Annotated in this window: 22 protein-coding genes and 1 tRNA gene; all 23 read left to right on the plus strand. The window is 63.1% G+C overall.

All coding sequences use genetic code 11. The features are described from left to right. The 23 genes from lolB to CCOS191_RS23125 all read left to right on the plus strand — a co-directional run bounded on the left by lolB (nt 1) and on the right by CCOS191_RS23125 (nt 18,077). Complete coding sequence (gene lolB / locus CCOS191_RS23015; RefSeq protein WP_046857139.1) at nt 1–618, plus strand: lipoprotein insertase outer membrane protein LolB; 618 nt, start codon at nt 1–3, stop codon at nt 616–618. Between the two features lie 4 nt (nt 619–622). Continuing rightward, on the plus strand, nt 623–1,483 hold the full coding sequence (gene ispE / locus CCOS191_RS23020; protein WP_046857140.1) for a 4-(cytidine 5'-diphospho)-2-C-methyl-D-erythritol kinase: 861 nt from the start codon (nt 623–625) through the stop codon (nt 1,481–1,483). A gap of 20 nt (nt 1,484–1,503) precedes the next feature. Further along, nucleotides 1,504–1,578, plus strand: a tRNA-Gln gene (locus tag CCOS191_RS23025). A 45-nt stretch (nt 1,579–1,623) separates the two neighbouring features. Next, entirely contained in the window at nt 1,624–2,565 is a 942-nt protein-coding gene (locus CCOS191_RS23030; RefSeq protein WP_016391678.1) for a ribose-phosphate pyrophosphokinase, read from the plus strand. Nucleotides 2,566–2,683: 118 nt separating this feature from the next. Next, nucleotides 2,684–3,280 (plus strand): 50S ribosomal protein L25/general stress protein Ctc, encoded by a 597-nt coding sequence (locus CCOS191_RS23035; protein WP_046857141.1) that lies wholly within the window; start codon nt 2,684–2,686, stop codon nt 3,278–3,280. Nucleotides 3,281–3,359: 79 nt separating this feature from the next. Continuing rightward, nucleotides 3,360–3,944 carry an aminoacyl-tRNA hydrolase gene (gene pth / locus CCOS191_RS23040; protein ID WP_023629555.1) on the plus strand — a complete coding sequence of 195 codons (585 nt, stop codon included), beginning with the start codon at nt 3,360–3,362 and terminating at the stop codon, nt 3,942–3,944. A gap of 23 nt (nt 3,945–3,967) precedes the next feature. Further along, complete coding sequence (gene ychF, locus CCOS191_RS23045; RefSeq protein ID WP_023629554.1) at nt 3,968–5,068, plus strand: redox-regulated ATPase YchF; 1,101 nt, start codon at nt 3,968–3,970, stop codon at nt 5,066–5,068. 477 nt (nt 5,069–5,545) lie between these two features. Further along, nucleotides 5,546–6,010 (plus strand): phage tail protein, encoded by a 465-nt coding sequence (locus CCOS191_RS23050; RefSeq protein ID WP_046857142.1) that lies wholly within the window; start codon nt 5,546–5,548, stop codon nt 6,008–6,010. A 91-nt stretch (nt 6,011–6,101) separates the two neighbouring features. Beyond that, nucleotides 6,102–7,217 carry a DUF2586 domain-containing protein gene (locus tag CCOS191_RS23055; protein ID WP_046857143.1) on the plus strand — a complete coding sequence of 372 codons (1,116 nt, stop codon included), beginning with the start codon at nt 6,102–6,104 and terminating at the stop codon, nt 7,215–7,217. Between the two features lie 3 nt (nt 7,218–7,220). Next, the gene (locus tag CCOS191_RS23060) at nt 7,221–7,670 is read left to right on the plus strand and encodes a phage protein (protein ID WP_046857144.1); all 450 of its coding nucleotides are present in this window, start codon (nt 7,221–7,223) and stop codon (nt 7,668–7,670) included. Further along, nucleotides 7,670–7,894 (plus strand): TraR/DksA family transcriptional regulator, encoded by a 225-nt coding sequence (locus tag CCOS191_RS23065; protein WP_046857145.1) that lies wholly within the window; start codon nt 7,670–7,672, stop codon nt 7,892–7,894. Before CCOS191_RS23060 ends, CCOS191_RS23065 begins: the two co-directional genes overlap by 1 nt. 28 nt (nt 7,895–7,922) lie before the next feature. After that, nucleotides 7,923–8,210: a putative phage tail assembly chaperone gene (locus CCOS191_RS23070; RefSeq protein ID WP_046857146.1), complete on the plus strand. Its 288-nt coding sequence runs from the start codon at nt 7,923–7,925 to the stop codon at nt 8,208–8,210. Between the two features lie 20 nt (nt 8,211–8,230). Beyond that, nucleotides 8,231–8,377 carry a DUF6890 family protein gene (locus tag CCOS191_RS28075; protein ID WP_156177691.1) on the plus strand — a complete coding sequence of 49 codons (147 nt, stop codon included), beginning with the start codon at nt 8,231–8,233 and terminating at the stop codon, nt 8,375–8,377. Between the two features lie 6 nt (nt 8,378–8,383). Next, entirely contained in the window at nt 8,384–10,423 is a 2,040-nt protein-coding gene (locus CCOS191_RS23080; RefSeq protein WP_046857147.1) for a phage tail tape measure protein, read from the plus strand. Then, nucleotides 10,423–10,740 (plus strand): DUF2590 family protein, encoded by a 318-nt coding sequence (locus CCOS191_RS23085; RefSeq protein WP_046857148.1) that lies wholly within the window; start codon nt 10,423–10,425, stop codon nt 10,738–10,740. The genes CCOS191_RS23080 and CCOS191_RS23085 overlap by 1 nt, the downstream gene beginning before the upstream one ends. Continuing rightward, nucleotides 10,737–11,909, plus strand: a complete 1,173-nt coding sequence (locus CCOS191_RS23090; RefSeq protein WP_046857149.1) for a baseplate J/gp47 family protein — start codon at nt 10,737–10,739, stop codon at nt 11,907–11,909. Before CCOS191_RS23085 ends, CCOS191_RS23090 begins: the two co-directional genes overlap by 4 nt. After that, on the plus strand, nt 11,906–12,430 hold the full coding sequence (locus CCOS191_RS23095; RefSeq protein WP_046857150.1) for a phage tail protein: 525 nt from the start codon (nt 11,906–11,908) through the stop codon (nt 12,428–12,430). Before CCOS191_RS23090 ends, CCOS191_RS23095 begins: the two co-directional genes overlap by 4 nt. Nucleotides 12,431–12,439: 9 nt before the next feature. Then, nucleotides 12,440–14,389: a phage tail protein gene (locus tag CCOS191_RS26890; RefSeq protein WP_052752655.1), complete on the plus strand. Its 1,950-nt coding sequence runs from the start codon at nt 12,440–12,442 to the stop codon at nt 14,387–14,389. 8 nt (nt 14,390–14,397) lie between these two features. Further along, nucleotides 14,398–14,976 carry a DUF4376 domain-containing protein gene (locus CCOS191_RS26895; RefSeq protein WP_052752656.1) on the plus strand — a complete coding sequence of 193 codons (579 nt, stop codon included), beginning with the start codon at nt 14,398–14,400 and terminating at the stop codon, nt 14,974–14,976. After that, complete coding sequence (locus CCOS191_RS23110) at nt 14,973–15,896, plus strand: hypothetical protein (protein WP_046857151.1); 924 nt, start codon at nt 14,973–14,975, stop codon at nt 15,894–15,896. The genes CCOS191_RS26895 and CCOS191_RS23110 overlap by 4 nt, the downstream gene beginning before the upstream one ends. After that, nucleotides 15,893–16,432, plus strand: coding sequence for a baseplate complex protein (locus CCOS191_RS23115; RefSeq protein ID WP_046857152.1), 540 nt, complete (start codon nt 15,893–15,895; stop codon nt 16,430–16,432). Before CCOS191_RS23110 ends, CCOS191_RS23115 begins: the two co-directional genes overlap by 4 nt. Then, nucleotides 16,429–17,133: a hypothetical protein gene (locus CCOS191_RS23120; RefSeq protein WP_046857153.1), complete on the plus strand. Its 705-nt coding sequence runs from the start codon at nt 16,429–16,431 to the stop codon at nt 17,131–17,133. The genes CCOS191_RS23115 and CCOS191_RS23120 overlap by 4 nt, the downstream gene beginning before the upstream one ends. Then, nucleotides 17,106–18,077: a hypothetical protein gene (locus CCOS191_RS23125; protein WP_046857154.1), complete on the plus strand. Its 972-nt coding sequence runs from the start codon at nt 17,106–17,108 to the stop codon at nt 18,075–18,077. The genes CCOS191_RS23120 and CCOS191_RS23125 overlap by 28 nt, the downstream gene beginning before the upstream one ends. Nucleotides 18,078–18,263 lie beyond the last annotated feature (186 nt).

Below are 18,263 nucleotides of genomic sequence, written 5' to 3' on the forward strand. Positions count from 1 at the left end.
ATGTTCCTGCGTCATTGCATCACCTTCACCCTCATCGCCCTGCTCGCCGGCTGCGCCGGTTTCGGCAGCAAGGAAGCCGTGCAGGGCCAGGGCAACCCGCAGCTGTGGCGCGAGCACAAACAGCAGCTGGGCAGCCTCGACGGCTGGCAGATCAACGGCAAGGTCGGCATCCGTGCCCCCCGTGATTCGGGCAGCGGCACGCTGTTCTGGCTGCAACGCCAGGACTACTACGACATCCGCCTGGCCGGCCCCCTGGGCCGCGGCGCGGCACGCCTGACCGGGCGCCCCGGCGGCGTGGTGCTGGAAGTCGCCAACCAGGGCCGCTACGAGGCGGCCAACCCCGAGGCCCTGCTGGAAGAACAACTGGGCTGGCGCCTGCCGGTGTCGCACCTGGTCTGGTGGGTGCGCGGCCTGCCCGCCCCAGACAGCAAGAGCCAGCTGACCCTCGACGGCGACAGCCGCCTGGCCAGCCTCGCCCAGGACGGCTGGAAGGTCGAATACCTGAGCTATGTGGAGCAGAACGGCTACTGGCTGCCCGAGCGCCTGAAGCTGCACGGCGAGAACATCGACGTGACCCTGGTGGTCAAGGACTGGCAGCCACGCCAGCTGGGGCACTGATTCGATGCAAAAGCTGACACTGCCTGCGCCGGCCAAGCTCAACCTCTGGCTGCACATTACCGGGCGCCGCGCCGATGGTTATCACGAGCTGGAAACCGTGTTCCAGTTTCTCGAGCATGGCGACGAACTGAGCTTCGCCCTGCGCGACGATGGCCAGATCTGCCTGCGGACTGAAATTGCCGGCGTGCCCCACGACAGCAACCTGATCGTTCGCGCGGCGCGCATGCTGCAGACCCAGTCCGGCACCCAGCTCGGTGCCGACATCTGGCTAAACAAGGTACTGCCCATGGGCGGCGGCATCGGTGGCGGCAGCTCTGACGCGGCGACCACCCTGCTGGCACTTGCGCACTTGTGGCAACTGGACTGGGACGAAGATCGCCTGGCGACCCTGGGCCTTTCGCTCGGCGCGGACGTACCTGTGTTCGTCCGTGGCCATGCTGCCTTTGCCCAGGGTGTCGGCGAGCAACTGACCCCGGTCGACCCCGCCGAACCCTGGTATGTCGTGCTGGTGCCGCAAGTGTCTGTCAGTACAGCGGAAATTTTTTCGCATCCAGAGTTGACACGTGATTCCCTCCCCCTTAAGATGCGCCCCGTTCCCGAGGGAAACAGTCGAAATGACTGCCAACCGGTAGTAGAGCAACGTTATCCTGAAGTTCGCAATGCGCTGATTTCATTGGGTAAATTTACCGAAGCTCGAATGACCGGCACTGGAAGTTGTGTGTTTGGGGCCTTCCCAAGCAAAGCCGAAGCTGATAAAGTTCTGGCCCTTCTTTCAGAGACCCAAACAGGGTTTGTGGCGAAAGGAAGCAATGTTTCGATGTTGCATCGCAAGCTGCAAAGTCTGATCAAGAAGTCGAGTTCATAAGAATTCGCAGCAACAGATACAGGGGCGTCGCCAAGCGGTAAGGCAGCAGGTTTTGATCCTGCCATGCGTTGGTTCGAATCCAGCCGCCCCTGCCATTTCTTATACTCATCCAGGTTACCCTCAGCCTTCAGGTACTGCGCGTGTCCAAGATGATGGTCTTCACGGGGAATGCAAACCCCGATCTGGCTCGGCGTGTCGTACGTCAGCTGCATATTCCACTGGGTGATGTTTCTGTCGGTAAGTTCTCCGACGGCGAAATCAGTGCTGAAATCAACGAAAATGTCCGCGGTAAAGACGTCTTCATCATTCAGCCCACCTGTGCCCCTACCAACGACAATCTGATGGAACTGGTAGTGATGGCCGACGCCTTCCGCCGCTCCTCAGCGTCGCGAATCACCGCCGTGATTCCTTACTTCGGATACGCCCGCCAGGACCGCCGTCCGCGTTCGGCACGTGTAGCCATCAGCGCCAAAGTCGTCGCTGACATGCTCACTGTCGTAGGTATCGACCGTGTACTCACCGTCGACCTGCACGCTGACCAGATCCAGGGTTTCTTCGATATCCCCGTCGACAACATCTACGGCTCGCCCGTACTGGTCGACGACATCGAAGACCAGCGTTTCGAGAACCTGATGATCGTTTCCCCGGACATCGGTGGTGTGGTGCGTGCTCGCGCCGTCGCCAAGTCCCTGGGCGTCGATCTCGGGATCATCGACAAGCGCCGCGAAAAGGCTAACCACTCCGAGGTTATGCACATCATCGGCGACGTCGAAGGACGCACCTGCATCCTGGTAGACGACATGGTCGACACCGCCGGCACCCTGTGCCACGCGGCCAAGGCCCTGAAAGAACACGGCGCTGCCAAGGTTTACGCCTACTGCACGCACCCTGTCCTGTCGGGCCGCGCGATCGAGAACATCGAGAAGTCGGTACTGGACGAGCTGGTGGTGACCAACACCGTTCCGCTGTCCGCCGCTGCTCAAGCCTGTGACCGTATCCGCCAGCTGGATATCGCACCGGTTGTCGCTGAAGCGGTACGCCGCATCAGCAACGAAGAATCGATCAGCGCGATGTTCCGCTAAGCGGAACACGTGTTGATATGAAGCGCCCCGCCCCAGCATTCGTTGGGGCGGGGCTTTTTTGCCATCCCCGTTGGCGCTGGTCGCAAACGCCCTCGGGGGGCTATTTTGGAGAAGCAAAATGACTGATTTCATCCTGAACGCCCAAGCGCGTACTGACCTGGGGAAAGGTGCGAGCCGCCGCCTGCGTCACTCCGCCAACATCCCTGCCGTTGTCTACGGTGGCGATAAAGAAGCCCAGTCCCTGACCATCGTGGCCAAGGAAATCGCCAAGCTGTTCGAAAACGAAGCTGCCTTCAGCCACGTTATCGAACTGAATGTCGACGGCGCCAAGCAGAACGTCGTGGTCAAGGCCATGCAGCGTCACCCGGCCAAAGGCTTCATCATGCACGCCGACTTCGTTCGCGTTGTTGCTGGTCAGAAGCTGACCGCCAAGGTCCCGGTTCACTTCGTCGGCGAAGAAGCCCCGATCAAGAAAGGCGGCGAAATCTCGCACGTCGTTTCCGAGATCGAAGTTTCCTGCGAAGCCAAAGACCTGCCTGAGTTCATCGAAGTCGACCTGGCCAACGCCGAAGTCGGCACCATCATCCACCTGTCGGACCTGAAAGCTCCGAAAGGCGTAGAGTTCGTTGCTCTGGCCCACGGTGATGACAAAGCTGTTGCCAACGTCCACGCCCCGCGCGTTGCCGCTGAAGCTGCTGAAGGCGCTGCCGAGTAATCCACTCGCACGCCGGCGTTGATCGGGTTACAGTGCCGCGCGCACCGTAACCCACCAACTCCAAGGAAGAGCCCCTGACGTGACCGCCATCCAGTTGATCGTCGGCCTGGGTAACCCCGGCCCCGAATACGAACAGACCCGGCATAACGCAGGGGCTCTTTTCGTTGAACGCCTCGCCAGCGCCCAGCGCGTCTCGCTGTCCGCTGACAAAAAGTATTTCGGTCTGACGGCTAAGTTCAGCCATCAGGGCAACGATGTTCGTTTGCTGATCCCCACCACCTACATGAACCGTAGCGGCCAATCCGTGGCGGCTCTGGCGAATTTCTTCCGCATCAAGCCGGAAGCGATCCTGGTGGCGCACGACGAACTCGACCTGCCCCCCGGCGTCGCCAAGCTCAAGAGAGGCGGCGGCCATGGTGGGCACAACGGCCTGCGCGACATCATCGCGCAGCTCGGCAACCAGAACGACTTCCACCGCCTGCGGCTTGGCATCGGCCACCCGGGTGACGCCAAACTGGTCTCCAACTTCGTCCTGGGCCGCGCGCCGCGCGCCGAGCAGGAGAAGCTCGACGCCAGCATCGATTTTGCCCTCGGCGTGATGCCCGACGTGCTTGCCGGCGACTTCGCCAAGGCGATGCGCGAACTGCACAGCCAGAAGGCCTGACACTTTTAGATAGGGGAATACCCATGGGTTTCAATTGCGGCATCGTCGGCCTGCCCAACGTCGGCAAGTCCACCCTGTTCAACGCCCTGACCAAGTCCGGCATCGCGGCGGAGAACTTCCCCTTCTGCACCATCGAGCCGAACAGCGGCATCGTGCCGATGCCCGACGCACGCCTGGCCGCGCTGGCGGAGATCGTCAAGCCGAACCGCATCCTGCCGACCACCATGGAATTCGTCGACATCGCGGGCCTGGTCGCTGGCGCCTCGAAAGGTGAAGGCCTGGGCAACAAGTTCCTCGCCAACATCCGCGAGACCGACGCCATCGCCCACGTGGTGCGCTGCTTCGAAGACGAGAACGTGATCCACGTTTCCAACAGCGTCGACCCCAAGCGCGACATCGAGATCATCGACCTCGAACTGATCTTCGCCGACCTCGACAGCTGCGAGAAGCAACTGCAGAAGGTCGCCCGCAACGCCAAGGGCGGCGACAAGGATGCCCTGGCGCAAAAGGCCATCCTGGAAAAACTGATCCCGCACTTCACCGAAGGCAAGCCGGCACGCAGCCTGATGAAGAACATGGCTGACGACGAGAAAGCCGTCATCCGCGGTTTCCACCTGCTGACCAGCAAGCCGGTGATGTACATCGCCAACGTTGCCGAAGATGGCTTCGACAACAACCCGCACCTGGACGTGGTCAAGGCCATCGCCGAGGAAGAAGGCGCGGTCGTGGTACCGGTGTGCAACAAGATCGAAGCCGAGATCGCCGAGCTCGACGACGGTGAGGAGAAGGACATGTTCCTCGAGGCCCTGGGCCTGGAAGAGCCTGGCCTGAACCGCGTGATCCGCGCCGGCTACGAGCTGCTCAACCTGCAGACCTACTTCACTGCCGGCGTGCAGGAAGTGCGTGCCTGGACCGTGCGCGTGGGCGCCACCGCGCCGCAGGCGGCCGGCGTTATCCACACCGACTTCGAGAAAGGCTTCATCCGCGCCGAAGTGGTGGCCTATGACGACTTCATCCAGTTCAAGGGTGAGAGCGGTGCCAAGGAAGCCGGTAAATGGCGCCTTGAAGGCAAGGACTACATCGTCAAGGACGGCGACGTGATGCACTTCCGCTTCAACGTCTGATGCAGCGCCCCTGAAAAAACCCGCTTCGGCGGGTTTTTTTTCGCCCACAGAAAAGCCCTACAACCCCCGCCCGCAAAGACCGACATGCATATCGGCAATTCTCTATGCATAAATATTTCCATCCTTGCATTGACTGCATATGCATTGCTGCATAACCTGTATCTCGAACCGGACAGCAACCGGTTGTTACACAGGCAGCGATGAACAGGCCTCGACTGTTCAAAGGGTTGGCAACTGGCCCGGGTGTGCAGCGTAAAGCACCACGATCAGTTATCCGGCGGGCACACGGCCGCGGTCGGAGTCACCAATTCGAAGCGCAACCGCATGGCGTCACCAGTCGTGGCCAGCGGTGACCACGCGCATTACTGAAAAGCCTGCACGGCGGGCTTTTTGGAATGCCGCTCCCCAGGGCCAGAAACTCTCACACGAGTACCCAACGATGATTTATTCAGGCAACCCCGCCCCGAGGTCAGCCCCATGAACCAGTTGAAAGCACTGACCAGCTATCTGCTCGAACGCAAGCTGGTGCCCGCTGAACAACTGCATGCCGGGGCGCAGCAACTCGACCTGCAACTGGCCTGGACACAGACCGAACTGGGTCTGCACATGGGCAACCTGCGCTACCGCGCCCTGTTCGATCTCGACGACTACAGCGGCCATCCCGGACGCCTGATGGCCCTCGCCGGGAGTTGGTTGGAAGCCAAAGACCCCGGGCGCCATCTATTCGCCCTTCCGGCCCCGACCCTCACCGTCAAACAGAAGGTCCCAGGCAGCGACTTGCTGGATGTGTCGCTGGCTCTGGAGTTCGTCGAGCCCCTTTACCTGACCGAGGACGCAGCCGGAGAAATCGAGGTCTTCGGCAAGACCTGGTCATTCCAGCCCCACGACCTGTGGGTCGCCGAACAAGGCGATGTGGTCGTGCAGGGCAGCACCCTCCCCTGACCTGTTACCAGGGCCCAGCGCCCGTCCCGCCGGCAACCTGATTGGCAGGCTCCGGCACAACCCTTCAATCACCCCGCTAACGAGGCAACCTATGGCACTCGGTAAAATCAGCGTGAACAATCTCAACCTCGGCCAGGGCGCCGTGACCGAGATCGAACGCTACTTCCTTTTCATCGGCCCCGCCGCCAAGAACGTCGGCAAGCTGTTGGCCCTGAACACTGACAGCGACCTGGACAACGAACTGGGCGTGGCCGCCAGCGACCTGAAGACCCAACTGATCGCCGCCCGCGCCAACGGCGGCGGCCGCTGGGCCTGCCTGGCCGCGCCGATCGGCGCCGAAGGCGACTGGGCCAGCGCGCTGGAGTACGCCCAGCAACACGGCTACTCGGTCGAAGGCATCGTCGTCACCAAGCCGGTGACCGTCGGCGCGGAACTGCTGGCCTTGCATACTGCCGCCGAACAGCTGAACGCTCGCCATGGCCGGCGTTCGTTCGTCCTGGCCGCGTCCGCCGGCATCCTGCCGACTGTAACCTGGTCGGACTACCTGCTCGAGCAGAAGGCGCTCACCGACGGTATCGCCGCGCCACGTGTCGTGGTAGTGCCGCAGCTGCACGGCAACGACCTGGGCGTGCTCGCCGGTCGCCTGGCCAATGCCGCCTGGAGCATCGCCGATACCCCGATGCGCGTCGCCAGTGGTCCTGTCCTGGGCCTGGGCGCGGTACCCACGGACAAGGACGGCGTGCCGCTGCCCTCGGCAGTACGCAGCGAGCTGGACAAGGCACGCTTCTCCGTATCCCAGACCTACCCGGACTACGAGGGTGTGTACTGGGGCGACGCCAACATGCTCGACACTGCTGGCAGCGACTTCCAGGTCCTGGAATACCTGCGCCTGGCCGACAAGGCCGCCCGCCAGGTGCGTCCGCTGCTGATCCGCCGTATCGGCGACCGCCGCCTGAACAACAGCCCCGCCAGCATGGCCGCCAACACCAGCGCATTGATGGCGCCGCTGCGCCGCATGGCCAAGGCAGTGAAATTCGCAGGCGAAGTATTCCCGGGCGAAATCCAGCCACCCCGCGACGGCGACCTGGTCATCGTCTGGAAGAGCCACACCCAGGTGGAAGTGTTCATCCGCATCCGCCCGCACAACTGCCCCAAGGACATCACCGCGAACATCGCGCTGGACCTTTCCCAGGACAACCAGGAGTAACCCATGGCCAAGATCAGTGGCTTGAACTTCGACATCAACGTGGGCGACCTGAAGATTCACGTTGAAAGTGCAACCCTCGACATCACCGACAACAGCGCCGTGGCCCACACCAAGGGCGTGCCGGACGGCTGGGTCGCCGGCGACGTGGCCGCCAGCGGCGAGCTGGAAGTGGACACCAGCAACTTCAACCTGATCATCGAAGCCGCCGCCAAGGCCGGCAGCTTCCGCCAGCTGGGCACCTTCGACCAGCTGTTCTACGCCAAGACCCCCACCGACGAGATCCGCGTCGAGGCCTTCGGCTGCCGCTTCAAGATCTCCAGCCTGCTCAACATCGACGCCAAGGGCGGTGAGAAGACCAAGCACAAGCTGCCGTTCGACGTCACCAGCCCCGACTTCATCCATGTCAACGGCGTGCCGTACCTGTCCTTCGCCGAGGTCGAGGGCCTGAGCTGATGGTGTGCCCATTCGACCGCGCCCAGGCCCTGGAACAGCTCAGGCGTGATCTGGCGATCGCCGCTGTGCGTGACCGACGGGCGGCGACTGGGCCGAGCCTCACCGATTGCGCGGACTGCGGCGACGAGATCCCCGAAGCGCGCCGCGCCTTGGGTGGCATGCGCCGCTGCGTTCCCTGCCAGCACCGCCACGAGCGCAGCGCAGCGCTCACCCCTTCGTTTTGATTCCCGTATTTCATTGGAGTACTACCCCATGACCCAACGCACCGAAATCACCCTGGAAGTCGGCGACCTGTCCCTGGACTTCGCCGTCGATCCGGCGCTGATGACCAAGTACATCAACGCCCTGACCCCGTCCAACAAGGTCGCCCCGGCCAACAACCTGCTGGTCACCGCCGTGAAGCCCGAGCACAAGGACCAGCTCAAGCCGCTGCTGGCCAACCCGATGACCGTCATCCAGCTGGCCGGCGCCCTGGTCGAGGAATACGCGCCGACCGTCGAGGTCACCGTAAAAAAGCGCTCGGCCACGCAGAGCGACTGACCGAGGACGGCCTGGGCCAGTTGCTGGCCCTGGCCGAACGCTGGCTGCCCGGTGCATCCGCCACGCCCGAGAACCTGGGCACAGCCAAGTGGCTGGAGGACGAGCACTGGCGGCGAATGGAAATCGCCATCGCCAACGGCATCGCACGTGCATTCAACGGAAGCTGACATCCCATGAGCACAGTTAACGCAACCAGCCGGCTGGACTACATCCTGCAACTGACCGACAAGGTCAGCGCGCCTCTGGAAAAGATGACCAAAGGCATCAGCGACCTGGGCGACGCAACGAAAAAGTTGCAAGGCTCGCTTAGCGGAATCGGTACCTCGCTGGCCCCAGCACTGGAAATGAACCGCGCCCTGGCGGACCTCCGTTCGCTTGGCGTGGCCGAAGACGCCCTGGACGCCCTCGACAAAAAGGCCCTGAAGTTCTCCATCGCCTATGGCGAGAACTCCCGCGGCTTCGTCGCCTCCGCGTACAAGATCGAAGGCGCGATCAAGGGCCTGGCCGGCTCCCAGTTGGCCACGTTCACCTACACCAGCAGCGTGCTGGCCAAGGCCACCAAGTCCGACCAGGGCGTGATGGCCGAGTACGTCGGCACCCTGTACAACCTGCAGAAACAGCAGGCCGACGCCATGGGCAAGGGCCTGTGGGTCAAGACCCTGGGCGGACAGACTGCCCTGGCGGTCCAGCTGTTCCGCACCAGCGGCGAACAGATAAAGGACGGCTTCAAGGCGGCAGGCGCGAGTGCCTCCGCAGCCGGCATCGGCCTGGCCGAACAGATGGCAGTGATCGGCAGCCTCTCCAGCACCATGCAAGGCAGCGATGCCGGTGGGCTGTACAAGGCGTTTTTCGACAACATCGACAACGCGTCGAGCAAGCTCGGTATGAAGTTCACCGACGCCGACGGCCAGCTCCTGCCGATGCTGGATATCCTCGGCAAGCTTCAGGGCAAGTTCGGCGATCTCAAGGGCGCGGCGGCCAATGCCAAGATCAGCAAAGCCTTCGGCGGCGACGCTGCCCGCCTGATCGGCGCGCTGTCCATGGACACCGGGCGCTTGCGCAGCAGCCTGGACAAGCTGGGCAAGGTTCGCGGGCTTGAAGAGGCCGAGCGGATGGCCAAAGACATGGTCGACCCGTGGCAGCAACTCGACGCCTCGGTGACGGCAGTGCGCAGGACCTTCGGCCAGGCCCTGATTCCCATCCTCCAGCCGCTGATGACCCGCCTGGTCGATATCGCCAGTACCCTGGTCCGCTGGATCAAGCTGTTCCCCAATATCACCCGGATCGTCGGAATTGCCACGCTGACTATCGCCGGCATGGGCGCGGCCCTGAGCGCACTCGTGGTCGCCGTCGGTATCGCCCGGGTCGCCATGCTGGGGCTGCAGACCGTCTGGGCACTGCTCAACCTGACCGGTTTGCGAAGCCTGGCCATGTTCATCCTGCACTCCATTCAATGCGTGCTCCTGGTCGGCAGGGTACTGCTCATGATCGCGGTGCTCGGCACCCTGCGCCTGGCGATGCTCGCCTGGCAAACAGTGACCTGGCTGGTCAACGCGGCCATGTACGCCAACCCGATTGGCCTCGTTGTCGCCGGCATCGCCGCATTGATCACGATCGTCGCCCTGGTCGTCAGGTACTGGGACGATTTCAAGGCGGCCCTGCTCGAAAGCACGGCGTTCCAGTGGGTCAGCGCGCAATTCACCGCACTGGGCAAAATGTTCGGCTCGATGAGTGGCTGGGCGGACTTCGCGAAAAGCGCCTGGGACGGCATCAGCAGGATATTCCGCAGCGCGGTGGACAGCCTGATCGAGATGCTCAACAAGATCCCGGGCGTGAACATCGAGGCACGTTTCGGCGATCTGCCAAAGGCGCCCGAGGTGCCTCAGTTGCCTGGCCAGGTCGCGCCGATCGGCATCCTGCCCATCACCAGCCAACCACCGTCCATCAAGCACCTGATGCAGGTGCCTGCACCCACCCCGCTGATGACGCCGATCGAGCAACTCGACCAACAGCGCCAGCGCATGACCCAGACCGCACTCAACCTCTCGCCGGCCAGCCCGACGAGCGTTCCCCAGGGAGGGCTGATGACCCAGATCCAGAGCAGCACCCAGACCCAGGATCGGCGCATGCACGTCGAGAGGATCGAGATCAACACCAGCAAGGCCATGAACCCGCTGGAGCTCGAGCAGATGATGGAAATGGCGGTGGGCTGATGAGCGACTACATCGATCTGCTGATCCACGACAACGACCTGGTACTGGACCCTTCCCATCAACCGCTGCTGATCGAGGACCGCGCCAGCATCGCCCAGGACATCGCCCACATGATCCGCGACAGCGGCCTGCTGGTCACCCTGGTGGCCGAGCGCAGCCGCCAGCGCCAGGCCGACTGCATCCTGCAGCTGGAACTGCTGGTAGAGGACGACGAGCGCCTGCTGCCCGGTACCGCCCGCATCCTGCAAGAGCGGCCGGGCGTGTACCGGGTCACGGCGAAAACCCTGAAATTCGGTGACATCGAGGTATACCTGTGAGCGACTTGGACTTTCGCAAGGTGCTGGCCGACGCCGGCATTCCCACCACCGAGGCGGCGCTGCACAAGGCCTGGGAGGCCGAAGTGGCCGCCCAGGGCAGCAAGCTGAGCAACACCAGCGCCTACTCGCCGTTCTGGCGGGTGGTGACGGCGCTGGTGACCAAGCCGGTGCTCTGGCTGGTCGGCTTCATCAGCGACACCGTGCTGCCCAACTTCTTCGTCAAGACCGCCAGCGGCGCCTGGTTGGACAGCCTGGCCTGGGCGGTGAACATCGAGCGCAAGGGCGCGACCAAGGCCCAGGGCCAGCTGTTGTTCACCCGTGAAAACAGCGCCGGCGAGTTGCTGATGCGCGCCGGCGTCGTGGTGCAGTCCGCTGCGATCAACGGACACGTCTATCAACTGGTGACCGTCGAGGACGCGGTGTTCCCGGACGGCCGCCTGCAACAATCGGTCAAGGTCCAGGCACAGCAGGTCGGCAGCGGCTACAACCTGGCGCCCGGCTACTACGCCATCCTGCCCGAGCCAGTGGCGGGGATCGTTCAGGTGGTCAATGACGACGGCTGGATGACCTCGCCCGGGGCCGACCCCGAGCCCGACGAGCAACTGCGCCTGCGCACCCGCAACCAGTTCAGCGCGGTCAACCAATGGCACACCGACGCGGTCTATCGCGCCATGATCGCCGCTTTCCCGGGCGTGCGCCCCGACGGCGTGTACTTCCTCCACGACGCGCCGCGCGGTCCGGGCAGCGCCAACGCCTACGTGCTGTTCGACGCCGACGTGCCAGCGGAATCGTACCTGACGCAGATCAACGCCCACGTGCGCGACGAGGGCAACCACGGCCACGGCGACGACCTGCTGGTGATGGTCATGCCCGAGACGCGGCACGACATCGCGCTGACGGTCTGGCCACAGGCGAACCTGACGACGAAGCGTCGCGAGGCATTGCAGCAAGGCATTGCCCAGTTCATCCGCGCGGCGTTCCGTGAAAGCACGGCCAGCGACTACCGCCCGACGCTGACCTACCCACAATCGCGATTCTCCTTCAGCCGCCTGGCCGAAGAACTGCACCAGGCCTTCGACGACATCGAATCGCTGCACTTCGCCAACGAAGACATCGTCTCGCCGCTGAGCATCGCGCGCATCGCCAACCTGCGGGTGGACCTGGTATGAGCCCGCTGAAACTGCCGTTCTGGCTCTCCGGCAGCGAACTGACCAAGCTCAAGGATGCCGCCCAGGCCTGGTGGGCCAGGGTGACCGAGTGGCTGCGCTGGCCGCTGCTGCAGATGGATGCCGAGACCTGCCACCTCACCGTGCTGGACCTGCTCGCCTGGCAGCGCGATATCACCCGCTTCAAGGACGAGCCGGAAAGCCTGTACCGGCTGCGGGTGAAGTTCGCCGTCATCAACGCGGTCGATGCCGGCAGCACTGCTGGGCTCAAACGCATCCTGCGCCGGCTCGGCGTCGGCTATGTCGAGATCGACGAACGTATGCCGGACCGCGACTGGGATGTGGTCCTGCTGCGCCTTTCCGACTCGCAGCTGTCGGAAAACCCCGAGCTGCTGCGGGTGCTGATCCAGCAGTACGGCCGGACCTGCCGCCGCTACGACTTCGTCAGCATCACCCCCGTGACCCTGCGCATTGCCGCAGTCCAATTCAACGACGACCAGCAGACGCTGGTCGCCACGCTCTAGGAGCCCGCCGTGGCCAGAATCACTTTCGCCGGCGAAAGCCTGATCGCCCAGAAGCAGGGGGCCAAGGAAGTCCTGCAGATCACCCGCTTCATCTACGCCAATGTGCCCGGGCTCGACCCGAACACGCCAGTCGACCGCGCCGCGACCAAGCCGCCGGCCAGCCAGATCGTGCACAGCTACGACATCCCGGCGGGCAACAGCGGCTACGTGAACCCCAACCAGGTCGTCTACAGCTCGATGCTGGGCAGCGACATCGGCGACTTCGACTGGAACTGGATGGGCCTGGAAAGCGCAGAGGGCGTGCTGTTCGCCGTGGCCTACCTGCCGCTGCAGCAGAAACGGCGCAACATCCCGCCGCTGCAAATCGGCAACAACGTCACCCGCAATATCCTGGTGGAGTACAGCGGCGCCCAGGAACTGACCGGCATCACCATCGATGCCAGCACCTGGCAGCATGACTTTACCGTGCGCCTGAAAGGCATCGACGAGCGCGAGCGCCTGAGCAATCGCGACGTGTATGGGCGAGCGTGCTTCTTCGGTGATGGCCTGCAAGTAGAAAAGGTTGGCACCGACTACAAAGTCAAACCTGGTCTGGCTTATATCGAGGGGATTCGGATTCATAACCCTTCATCCGTAACCATACCCGGCACCACCGTGCCGACCACCATCTGGATAGACGTGGTCCTGGAACGGAAATTGAACGACGTTGTGGCACGTTATAGCTTCACTAATGGGGTTACCAAAAACGACTACACCGACAACCTAGGCACCCGTCATTACTGCATCGCCTTGGCCGAAGTGACAACACAGGGCATTCATGACCGTCGCCCAGTCGAAGCGATCACCAGCTCATTAGTGGAACACTTCGCCAGTCGTACCTGGGTGAATAGCGAAATGGACAAGAAAGCCGACATTGGTACCACGCTAAGCAGCTACGGCATTACCGATGCGCTCCCGAACCTGAACCCACTCCCTTCGGGAAGCTATGACCTACACGGAGCCGACTATGCGTTCGTCTCAGCCAAGGTCGAACCACACCTGTGTCAGAACTGCTATTGGAATGGCATCAACTGGTTGCGGCACGACATTACCAAGCCTGCAGTCGTACTTTTTGCCAGCGCAGGAACCCTCTTGGTCAGGCGAGTCGAAGCCGGGGCTAACCCCATCGCCTGGACAGCCACATACGAGGTGAGAGACAGCAGTAATACCTACAGCTCAGCCGACATCGACCAATTACTTTCAACCGTCAATAAGGCCATAAGCAAAAAGGTCGACAAAGCAACGTCGCTGAGTGGGTATGGCATCACTGACGCACTGCCCAATCTAAACCCACTGCCGGGCGGCAGCTATGACCTTCACGGTGCCAACTATGCATTTGTGTCTGCCCAGCTCGAATCGCACCTGTGCCAAAACTGCTACTGGAATGGCACCCAGTGGATGCGGCATGACACCACACGCCCTGCGGTTGCACTTGTAGCGGGTAACGGTGGTTTGCGTGTACAGCATGTCCCACCTGGCCCAAATCCCATTGTCTTTAGTTCCGCTGCGCAAGTGGTCGACACCGAAAGGCGAGCGACCACTCAAAGTGCGGGGATCGCACCAATAGCCACACTGGAACAACTGGACGCTGGGGTAGACGACAGCGTGATCGTACCCCCTCAAAAACTACGGTGGGGCTTTTCCATCAGCCTATCGGCAAATGGCTACATAGCCTTTCCGCGTTGGTTGGGCGGGCTGGTCGTTCAATGGGGCAATGCCTACATCTCGGAAAACAACACGCAGTTCCTTTTTCCAATCGCCTTCCCCAACAACTGCTTCGTCCTGAATGTAGGGACAGGCGAGAACACGACAGGGGCGGCAGAGGTGATGAACATCAAGCCCGGTTCGCTCAGCAAAACTGGCTTCATCGGACTGGCCACCGCCACCTCGACCTACCCCTATATCGCGATCGGTCACTGAGGTCCCTAATGAGCAACTTCTACTACTGCCCGTCGCTTCATACTTTCCTGGTGCAAGGTCTGCATCCCAAGATCCCAGCCGATTCAGTAAAGATCAGCCATACCGACTATCTCAGTCTCCTGGAGAAACAGTCGCAAGGCCTGCACATCATTTTCGACCCAAGTATCAACAGACCGGTAGCACGTCCGGCATCAGGGCCACCAGAGCCAGAGCTACTGGATAACCTGTATCGACAAAAAGTAGCCGAGATCAACTCTGCCTGCGAAGCCACAATCATCGCAGGCTTTTGGTCCAGCGCCCTTGGAGAGCCTCATCAGTACCCCAGCAAGTTGGACGACCAACTGAACCTCACTGGGGTGATTCTTCAGGGCTTCGACAGTCGCTACGGCTGCCGAGACAAGCAAGGCGTCAAGGAGCTGAGACTACACACAGCCAAACAATTGCGTCAGGTCAGCGATGACTTCACCACGTACAAACTCGAACTACTGCAGCGGTATAACGTGCTTAAGCAGCAACTGGCACAGGCCCTGAGCAACGGTGAAATGAACGCTATGCAAGTTGTTACGTGGGAGAGTCTGCAGCCATGAGCTGGTCCCTCATGACCCTGCGCTGGCCCGCCGAGGCGACCCTCTGGATGGGCCAACTCGACGCCGCCAAGGCCCTGGCCAGTAACGAGCTGGCCAGTACCATCCAGCGCCTGAGCGGCCTGCGGGGACTGGCCAGCACCAACCCCGGCCCGGTGGGCGCTGCGGCCAAGGGTGCGATCGAGGCCGGGCGCCAAGCACTGGCCGAGCAACTGGGCGAAGTGCCCAGGTGTCTGGTGGTAACGCCGTTCCAGAGCGGTATCGGCCAGGGGCGTGGCTACCAGCGCTTCCTGTCTGCGCCGAACCTTCTGCAACTGATGGCCAACAAACTGACCGACGCCACCGACGACGGTAGCCCCCAGGGTGAGCAGCATGCGCTGTGCCTGCTGTTCCTGGGTACCCGCCACGATCAGCTGGCCGCCGGCCTGGGCCGCTTCAACGCCCTGATGCCGATCCCCGAGCTGGTGCGCGCACAACGCCGCGCCGAGCACCTGACCCGGCTCGAAACCGAGAAATGGCAGATTCCCCAGGCCTCCGCCCTGCCGCGCTGGGAAGCCTTGCCGCTGGAGCGTTGCACGGTGCTCAAGGCCGCGCAGCAATCGATCGCCGGGCAGATCGCGGTGCTGGAAAGCTACGCCGCCGACAGCTCACCCATGAGCGACCTCGCCGGGCTGGCGGCACTCAAGGCCAACCAGCAGCAGGTCCGCGACCAGCGCCTGGCCGACCTGCGCCAGCTGCTGGAGGGCGGCCAGGCTGACAGCTTGGTACGCGCCCGCCTGCTCGGCCCGGGCAACAACACACAACTGCGGCGCATGCTGCTCGAAGGCGATGCCCCGGGGCATGAGTGGGTGATGAGCGCCGGCGTGATCCTGGTCGGCTCGGCAAGAGGCCTGAGCTTCGTTCGTGAAATGGTGGGTTTATGACACTGCTACTGTTGGACGGCCAGCCCGTCGAAGGCAAGACCCTGAAAGTCACCGGCAACCTGCGCATCGAAGCCGAGGACCTGTCCGGCCAGACCAGCAATACCGACACCGCGCACAAAGGCTTCAAACCCAAGACCCTCACCGTCACCCTGACCATCCCCTACGTCAACAGCGTCTGGCTGCGCAACCTGATGCGCCTGGCCGAAGCCACCCAGAGTGGCGGCCAGCTCAAGACCTACCGCATCGTCAACGACACGGCCGAGGCCTTCGGCATCCGCCAGGTGTGCTTCGCCGACAACGTCAACGTCCGGGAGGACGATGCGCTGGCCTGCTGGCGGGTGCAGTTCGGCCTGGCCGAGAAGACCTCCAACCCGGAAAAGGTCGAGAAGCGCCGCGCCAAAAAGCGCGTCAAGGCACAGGCCGCACCCGGCGCCCCGGCAGGGGCGGAGGACGATGAGGATGACAAGGATCCGGAGCTGACCAGTTTCGAAAAGCTGTTGAAGAAAGTGGACGACTGGCTGGGGGAGAAACCATGAAACTGCATCAGGTTCTCAGCGTGGCAGGCGAACGCCACGACTTGATCAGGGCGGACGTGCGCCTTGAGCTGCGCAACCCTGGGCGGGCGACCTTCATCGTCCAGGCCGAGGCGCCCCTCAAGGGCCTGGTCACCCTCGACATCGGCTACAACGAAGGCCCATTGCAGCGGCATTTCATCGGCTACGTCGAGCGCTGCACCACAGCCAACGCCAAGCAGCAGGTGCTGTTCTGCCGCGAGCTGGCGGCGATCCTGGCCAGGCCGCTGCCGATGAACCTGCGCCATGTCGACCTGCACGGCGTGCTCGACCAGGTCGGCCAGCAGACCGGCCTGCGCTTTCACGTGCCCGAGCGGCCCTACGCCTCGGTGCGCGCACCGTTCTTCTACAGCCTGGCCGCCGGCTTCCAGGCCATGGAGAGCCTGGCCCAGGTGTTCGACATCCCCGACTTCATCTGGCAGCAGCAAGGCAATGGCGAGGTGTACGTGGGCAGCTGGGCCGACAGCTACTTCGGCGCCCGCCCCGCGCTGCAACTGCCCACGGAGCTGTTCGACAACTACCAAGGCAACCAGAGCGCCACGATTGCCGCCCTGCCAGGGCTGCGTCCAGGCGCACCGATCAACCACGGCGAGCGCGTGACCCATGTCGCGCTCGCCGGCAACCAGATGGCCATCCGATGGAAGACGCAATCCGCCGCGCCGTAGCGCGCCAGTTCCCCGAGATCACCGGCGGCTACCACCTGCCGCGCTTCGGCCGGGTGGTCGCGGTACCCGATGCGCCGGCGACGCCCGGGCTGTGCGACGACTTCCGCCCGCGCTTCGGTGTCGATGTCCAGGTGCTGCTACCAGATGGCGAGCCCGACCCGGCGCTGCCGGTGTTCACCAGCCTGCCGCTGCCGGCGCCCATGGGCGGCCAGGAGCGCGGCATGTTCGGTTTCCCCGAAGAAGGCACCACCGTGGTGGTGTCGTTTGCCTACGGCCTGCCCCACAAACCGTTCATCCAGCAGATCCTGCCCCATGGGCTCAGCCTGCCCAGGGTGCCGAAGGGTGATCTGGTATGGCAACACAGCGAGGCCTGCCAGCAGCGCGCCGACGCCGATGGCAACTGGCTGCGCCAGACCGATGGCCGGATCCGCGACAAGGCGATCGAGCGCGAGGTCGAGGCACTGGCCAACACCGAGCAGTTCCAGAGCCATGCGCGGACGGTGGACGACCACTCGACCGAAACGGTGGGCGGGGTGAAGAAGATCGAGGCCCTCGGCGCGCTCAAGCTGCTGTCCGGCGGCTCCGCCAGCCTGGCCGCCCTCGACGACCTGCACCAGGCCACCGGGCGCGACCTGAACCTGGCAGTGGGGCAAAAGCTCAACGCGGCAATCGGCGGCGACGTCCAGGAGCGGATCGAGGGCCTGCGCGACAGCGTGGTGAAGATCAGCCAGCGCCTGCAGGCGCCGAAGACCTGGCTGGGCTCCGAGGCGGTGAACGTGCTGCAGGTGCTCTGCGACCTGCTCGAGCTGGTCCAGGCGATGAACACCGAACTGGCCACGCATGTGCACGGCCCCACGCCACCACCCAGCAATGCGGCAGCCTTCAGCGGCGCGGCAGTGCAGGCCCAGACCATGGGGCTCAAGTTGAAGCCGATCACGCTGTAGTTTTCAGGGCGTTTCGTATCGCGGGGCCAGCCCGCTCCCCCAGGCTCAACCTTGAGCTTGGGGGAGCGGGCTGGCCCCGCGTTCGTTTGCGCCGGAAAAAGTTGAGCGTTCACACGACTGACTGCCAGCAGACTTGGATTTAAACCACCGAGCAAGCGGTCCAGGCTGGACGCTTTTCCGTGAACA

The sequence above is a fragment of the Pseudomonas sp. CCOS 191 genome (genome assembly GCF_001007005.1).
GTDB classification, from domain to species: Bacteria; Pseudomonadota; Gammaproteobacteria; order Pseudomonadales; family Pseudomonadaceae; genus Aquipseudomonas; species Aquipseudomonas soli.

What these genes read in the sequence shown, in the direction of transcription:
- lolB (WP_046857139.1), top strand. Translation starts at nt 1, where the DNA reads ATGTTCCTGCGTCATTGCATCACCTTCACCCTCATCGCCCTGCTCGCC.
- ispE (WP_046857140.1), top strand. Translation starts at nt 623, where the DNA reads ATGCAAAAGCTGACACTGCCTGCGCCGGCCAAGCTCAACCTCTGGCTG.
- CCOS191_RS23035 (WP_046857141.1), top strand. Translation starts at nt 2,684, where the DNA reads ATGACTGATTTCATCCTGAACGCCCAAGCGCGTACTGACCTGGGGAAA.
- ychF (WP_023629554.1), top strand. Translation starts at nt 3,968, where the DNA reads ATGGGTTTCAATTGCGGCATCGTCGGCCTGCCCAACGTCGGCAAGTCC.
- CCOS191_RS23050 (WP_046857142.1), top strand. Translation starts at nt 5,546, where the DNA reads ATGAACCAGTTGAAAGCACTGACCAGCTATCTGCTCGAACGCAAGCTG.
- CCOS191_RS23055 (WP_046857143.1), top strand. Translation starts at nt 6,102, where the DNA reads ATGGCACTCGGTAAAATCAGCGTGAACAATCTCAACCTCGGCCAGGGC.
- CCOS191_RS23060 (WP_046857144.1), top strand. Translation starts at nt 7,221, where the DNA reads ATGGCCAAGATCAGTGGCTTGAACTTCGACATCAACGTGGGCGACCTG.
- CCOS191_RS23065 (WP_046857145.1), top strand. Translation starts at nt 7,670, where the DNA reads ATGGTGTGCCCATTCGACCGCGCCCAGGCCCTGGAACAGCTCAGGCGT.
- CCOS191_RS23070 (WP_046857146.1), top strand. Translation starts at nt 7,923, where the DNA reads ATGACCCAACGCACCGAAATCACCCTGGAAGTCGGCGACCTGTCCCTG.
- CCOS191_RS23080 (WP_046857147.1), top strand. Translation starts at nt 8,384, where the DNA reads ATGAGCACAGTTAACGCAACCAGCCGGCTGGACTACATCCTGCAACTG.
- CCOS191_RS23085 (WP_046857148.1), top strand. Translation starts at nt 10,423, where the DNA reads ATGAGCGACTACATCGATCTGCTGATCCACGACAACGACCTGGTACTG.
- CCOS191_RS23095 (WP_046857150.1), top strand. Translation starts at nt 11,906, where the DNA reads ATGAGCCCGCTGAAACTGCCGTTCTGGCTCTCCGGCAGCGAACTGACC.
- CCOS191_RS26895 (WP_052752656.1), top strand. Translation starts at nt 14,398, where the DNA reads ATGAGCAACTTCTACTACTGCCCGTCGCTTCATACTTTCCTGGTGCAA.
- CCOS191_RS23110 (WP_046857151.1), top strand. Translation starts at nt 14,973, where the DNA reads ATGAGCTGGTCCCTCATGACCCTGCGCTGGCCCGCCGAGGCGACCCTC.
- CCOS191_RS23115 (WP_046857152.1), top strand. Translation starts at nt 15,893, where the DNA reads ATGACACTGCTACTGTTGGACGGCCAGCCCGTCGAAGGCAAGACCCTG.
- CCOS191_RS23120 (WP_046857153.1), top strand. Translation starts at nt 16,429, where the DNA reads ATGAAACTGCATCAGGTTCTCAGCGTGGCAGGCGAACGCCACGACTTG.
- CCOS191_RS23125 (WP_046857154.1), top strand. Translation starts at nt 17,106, where the DNA reads ATGGAAGACGCAATCCGCCGCGCCGTAGCGCGCCAGTTCCCCGAGATC.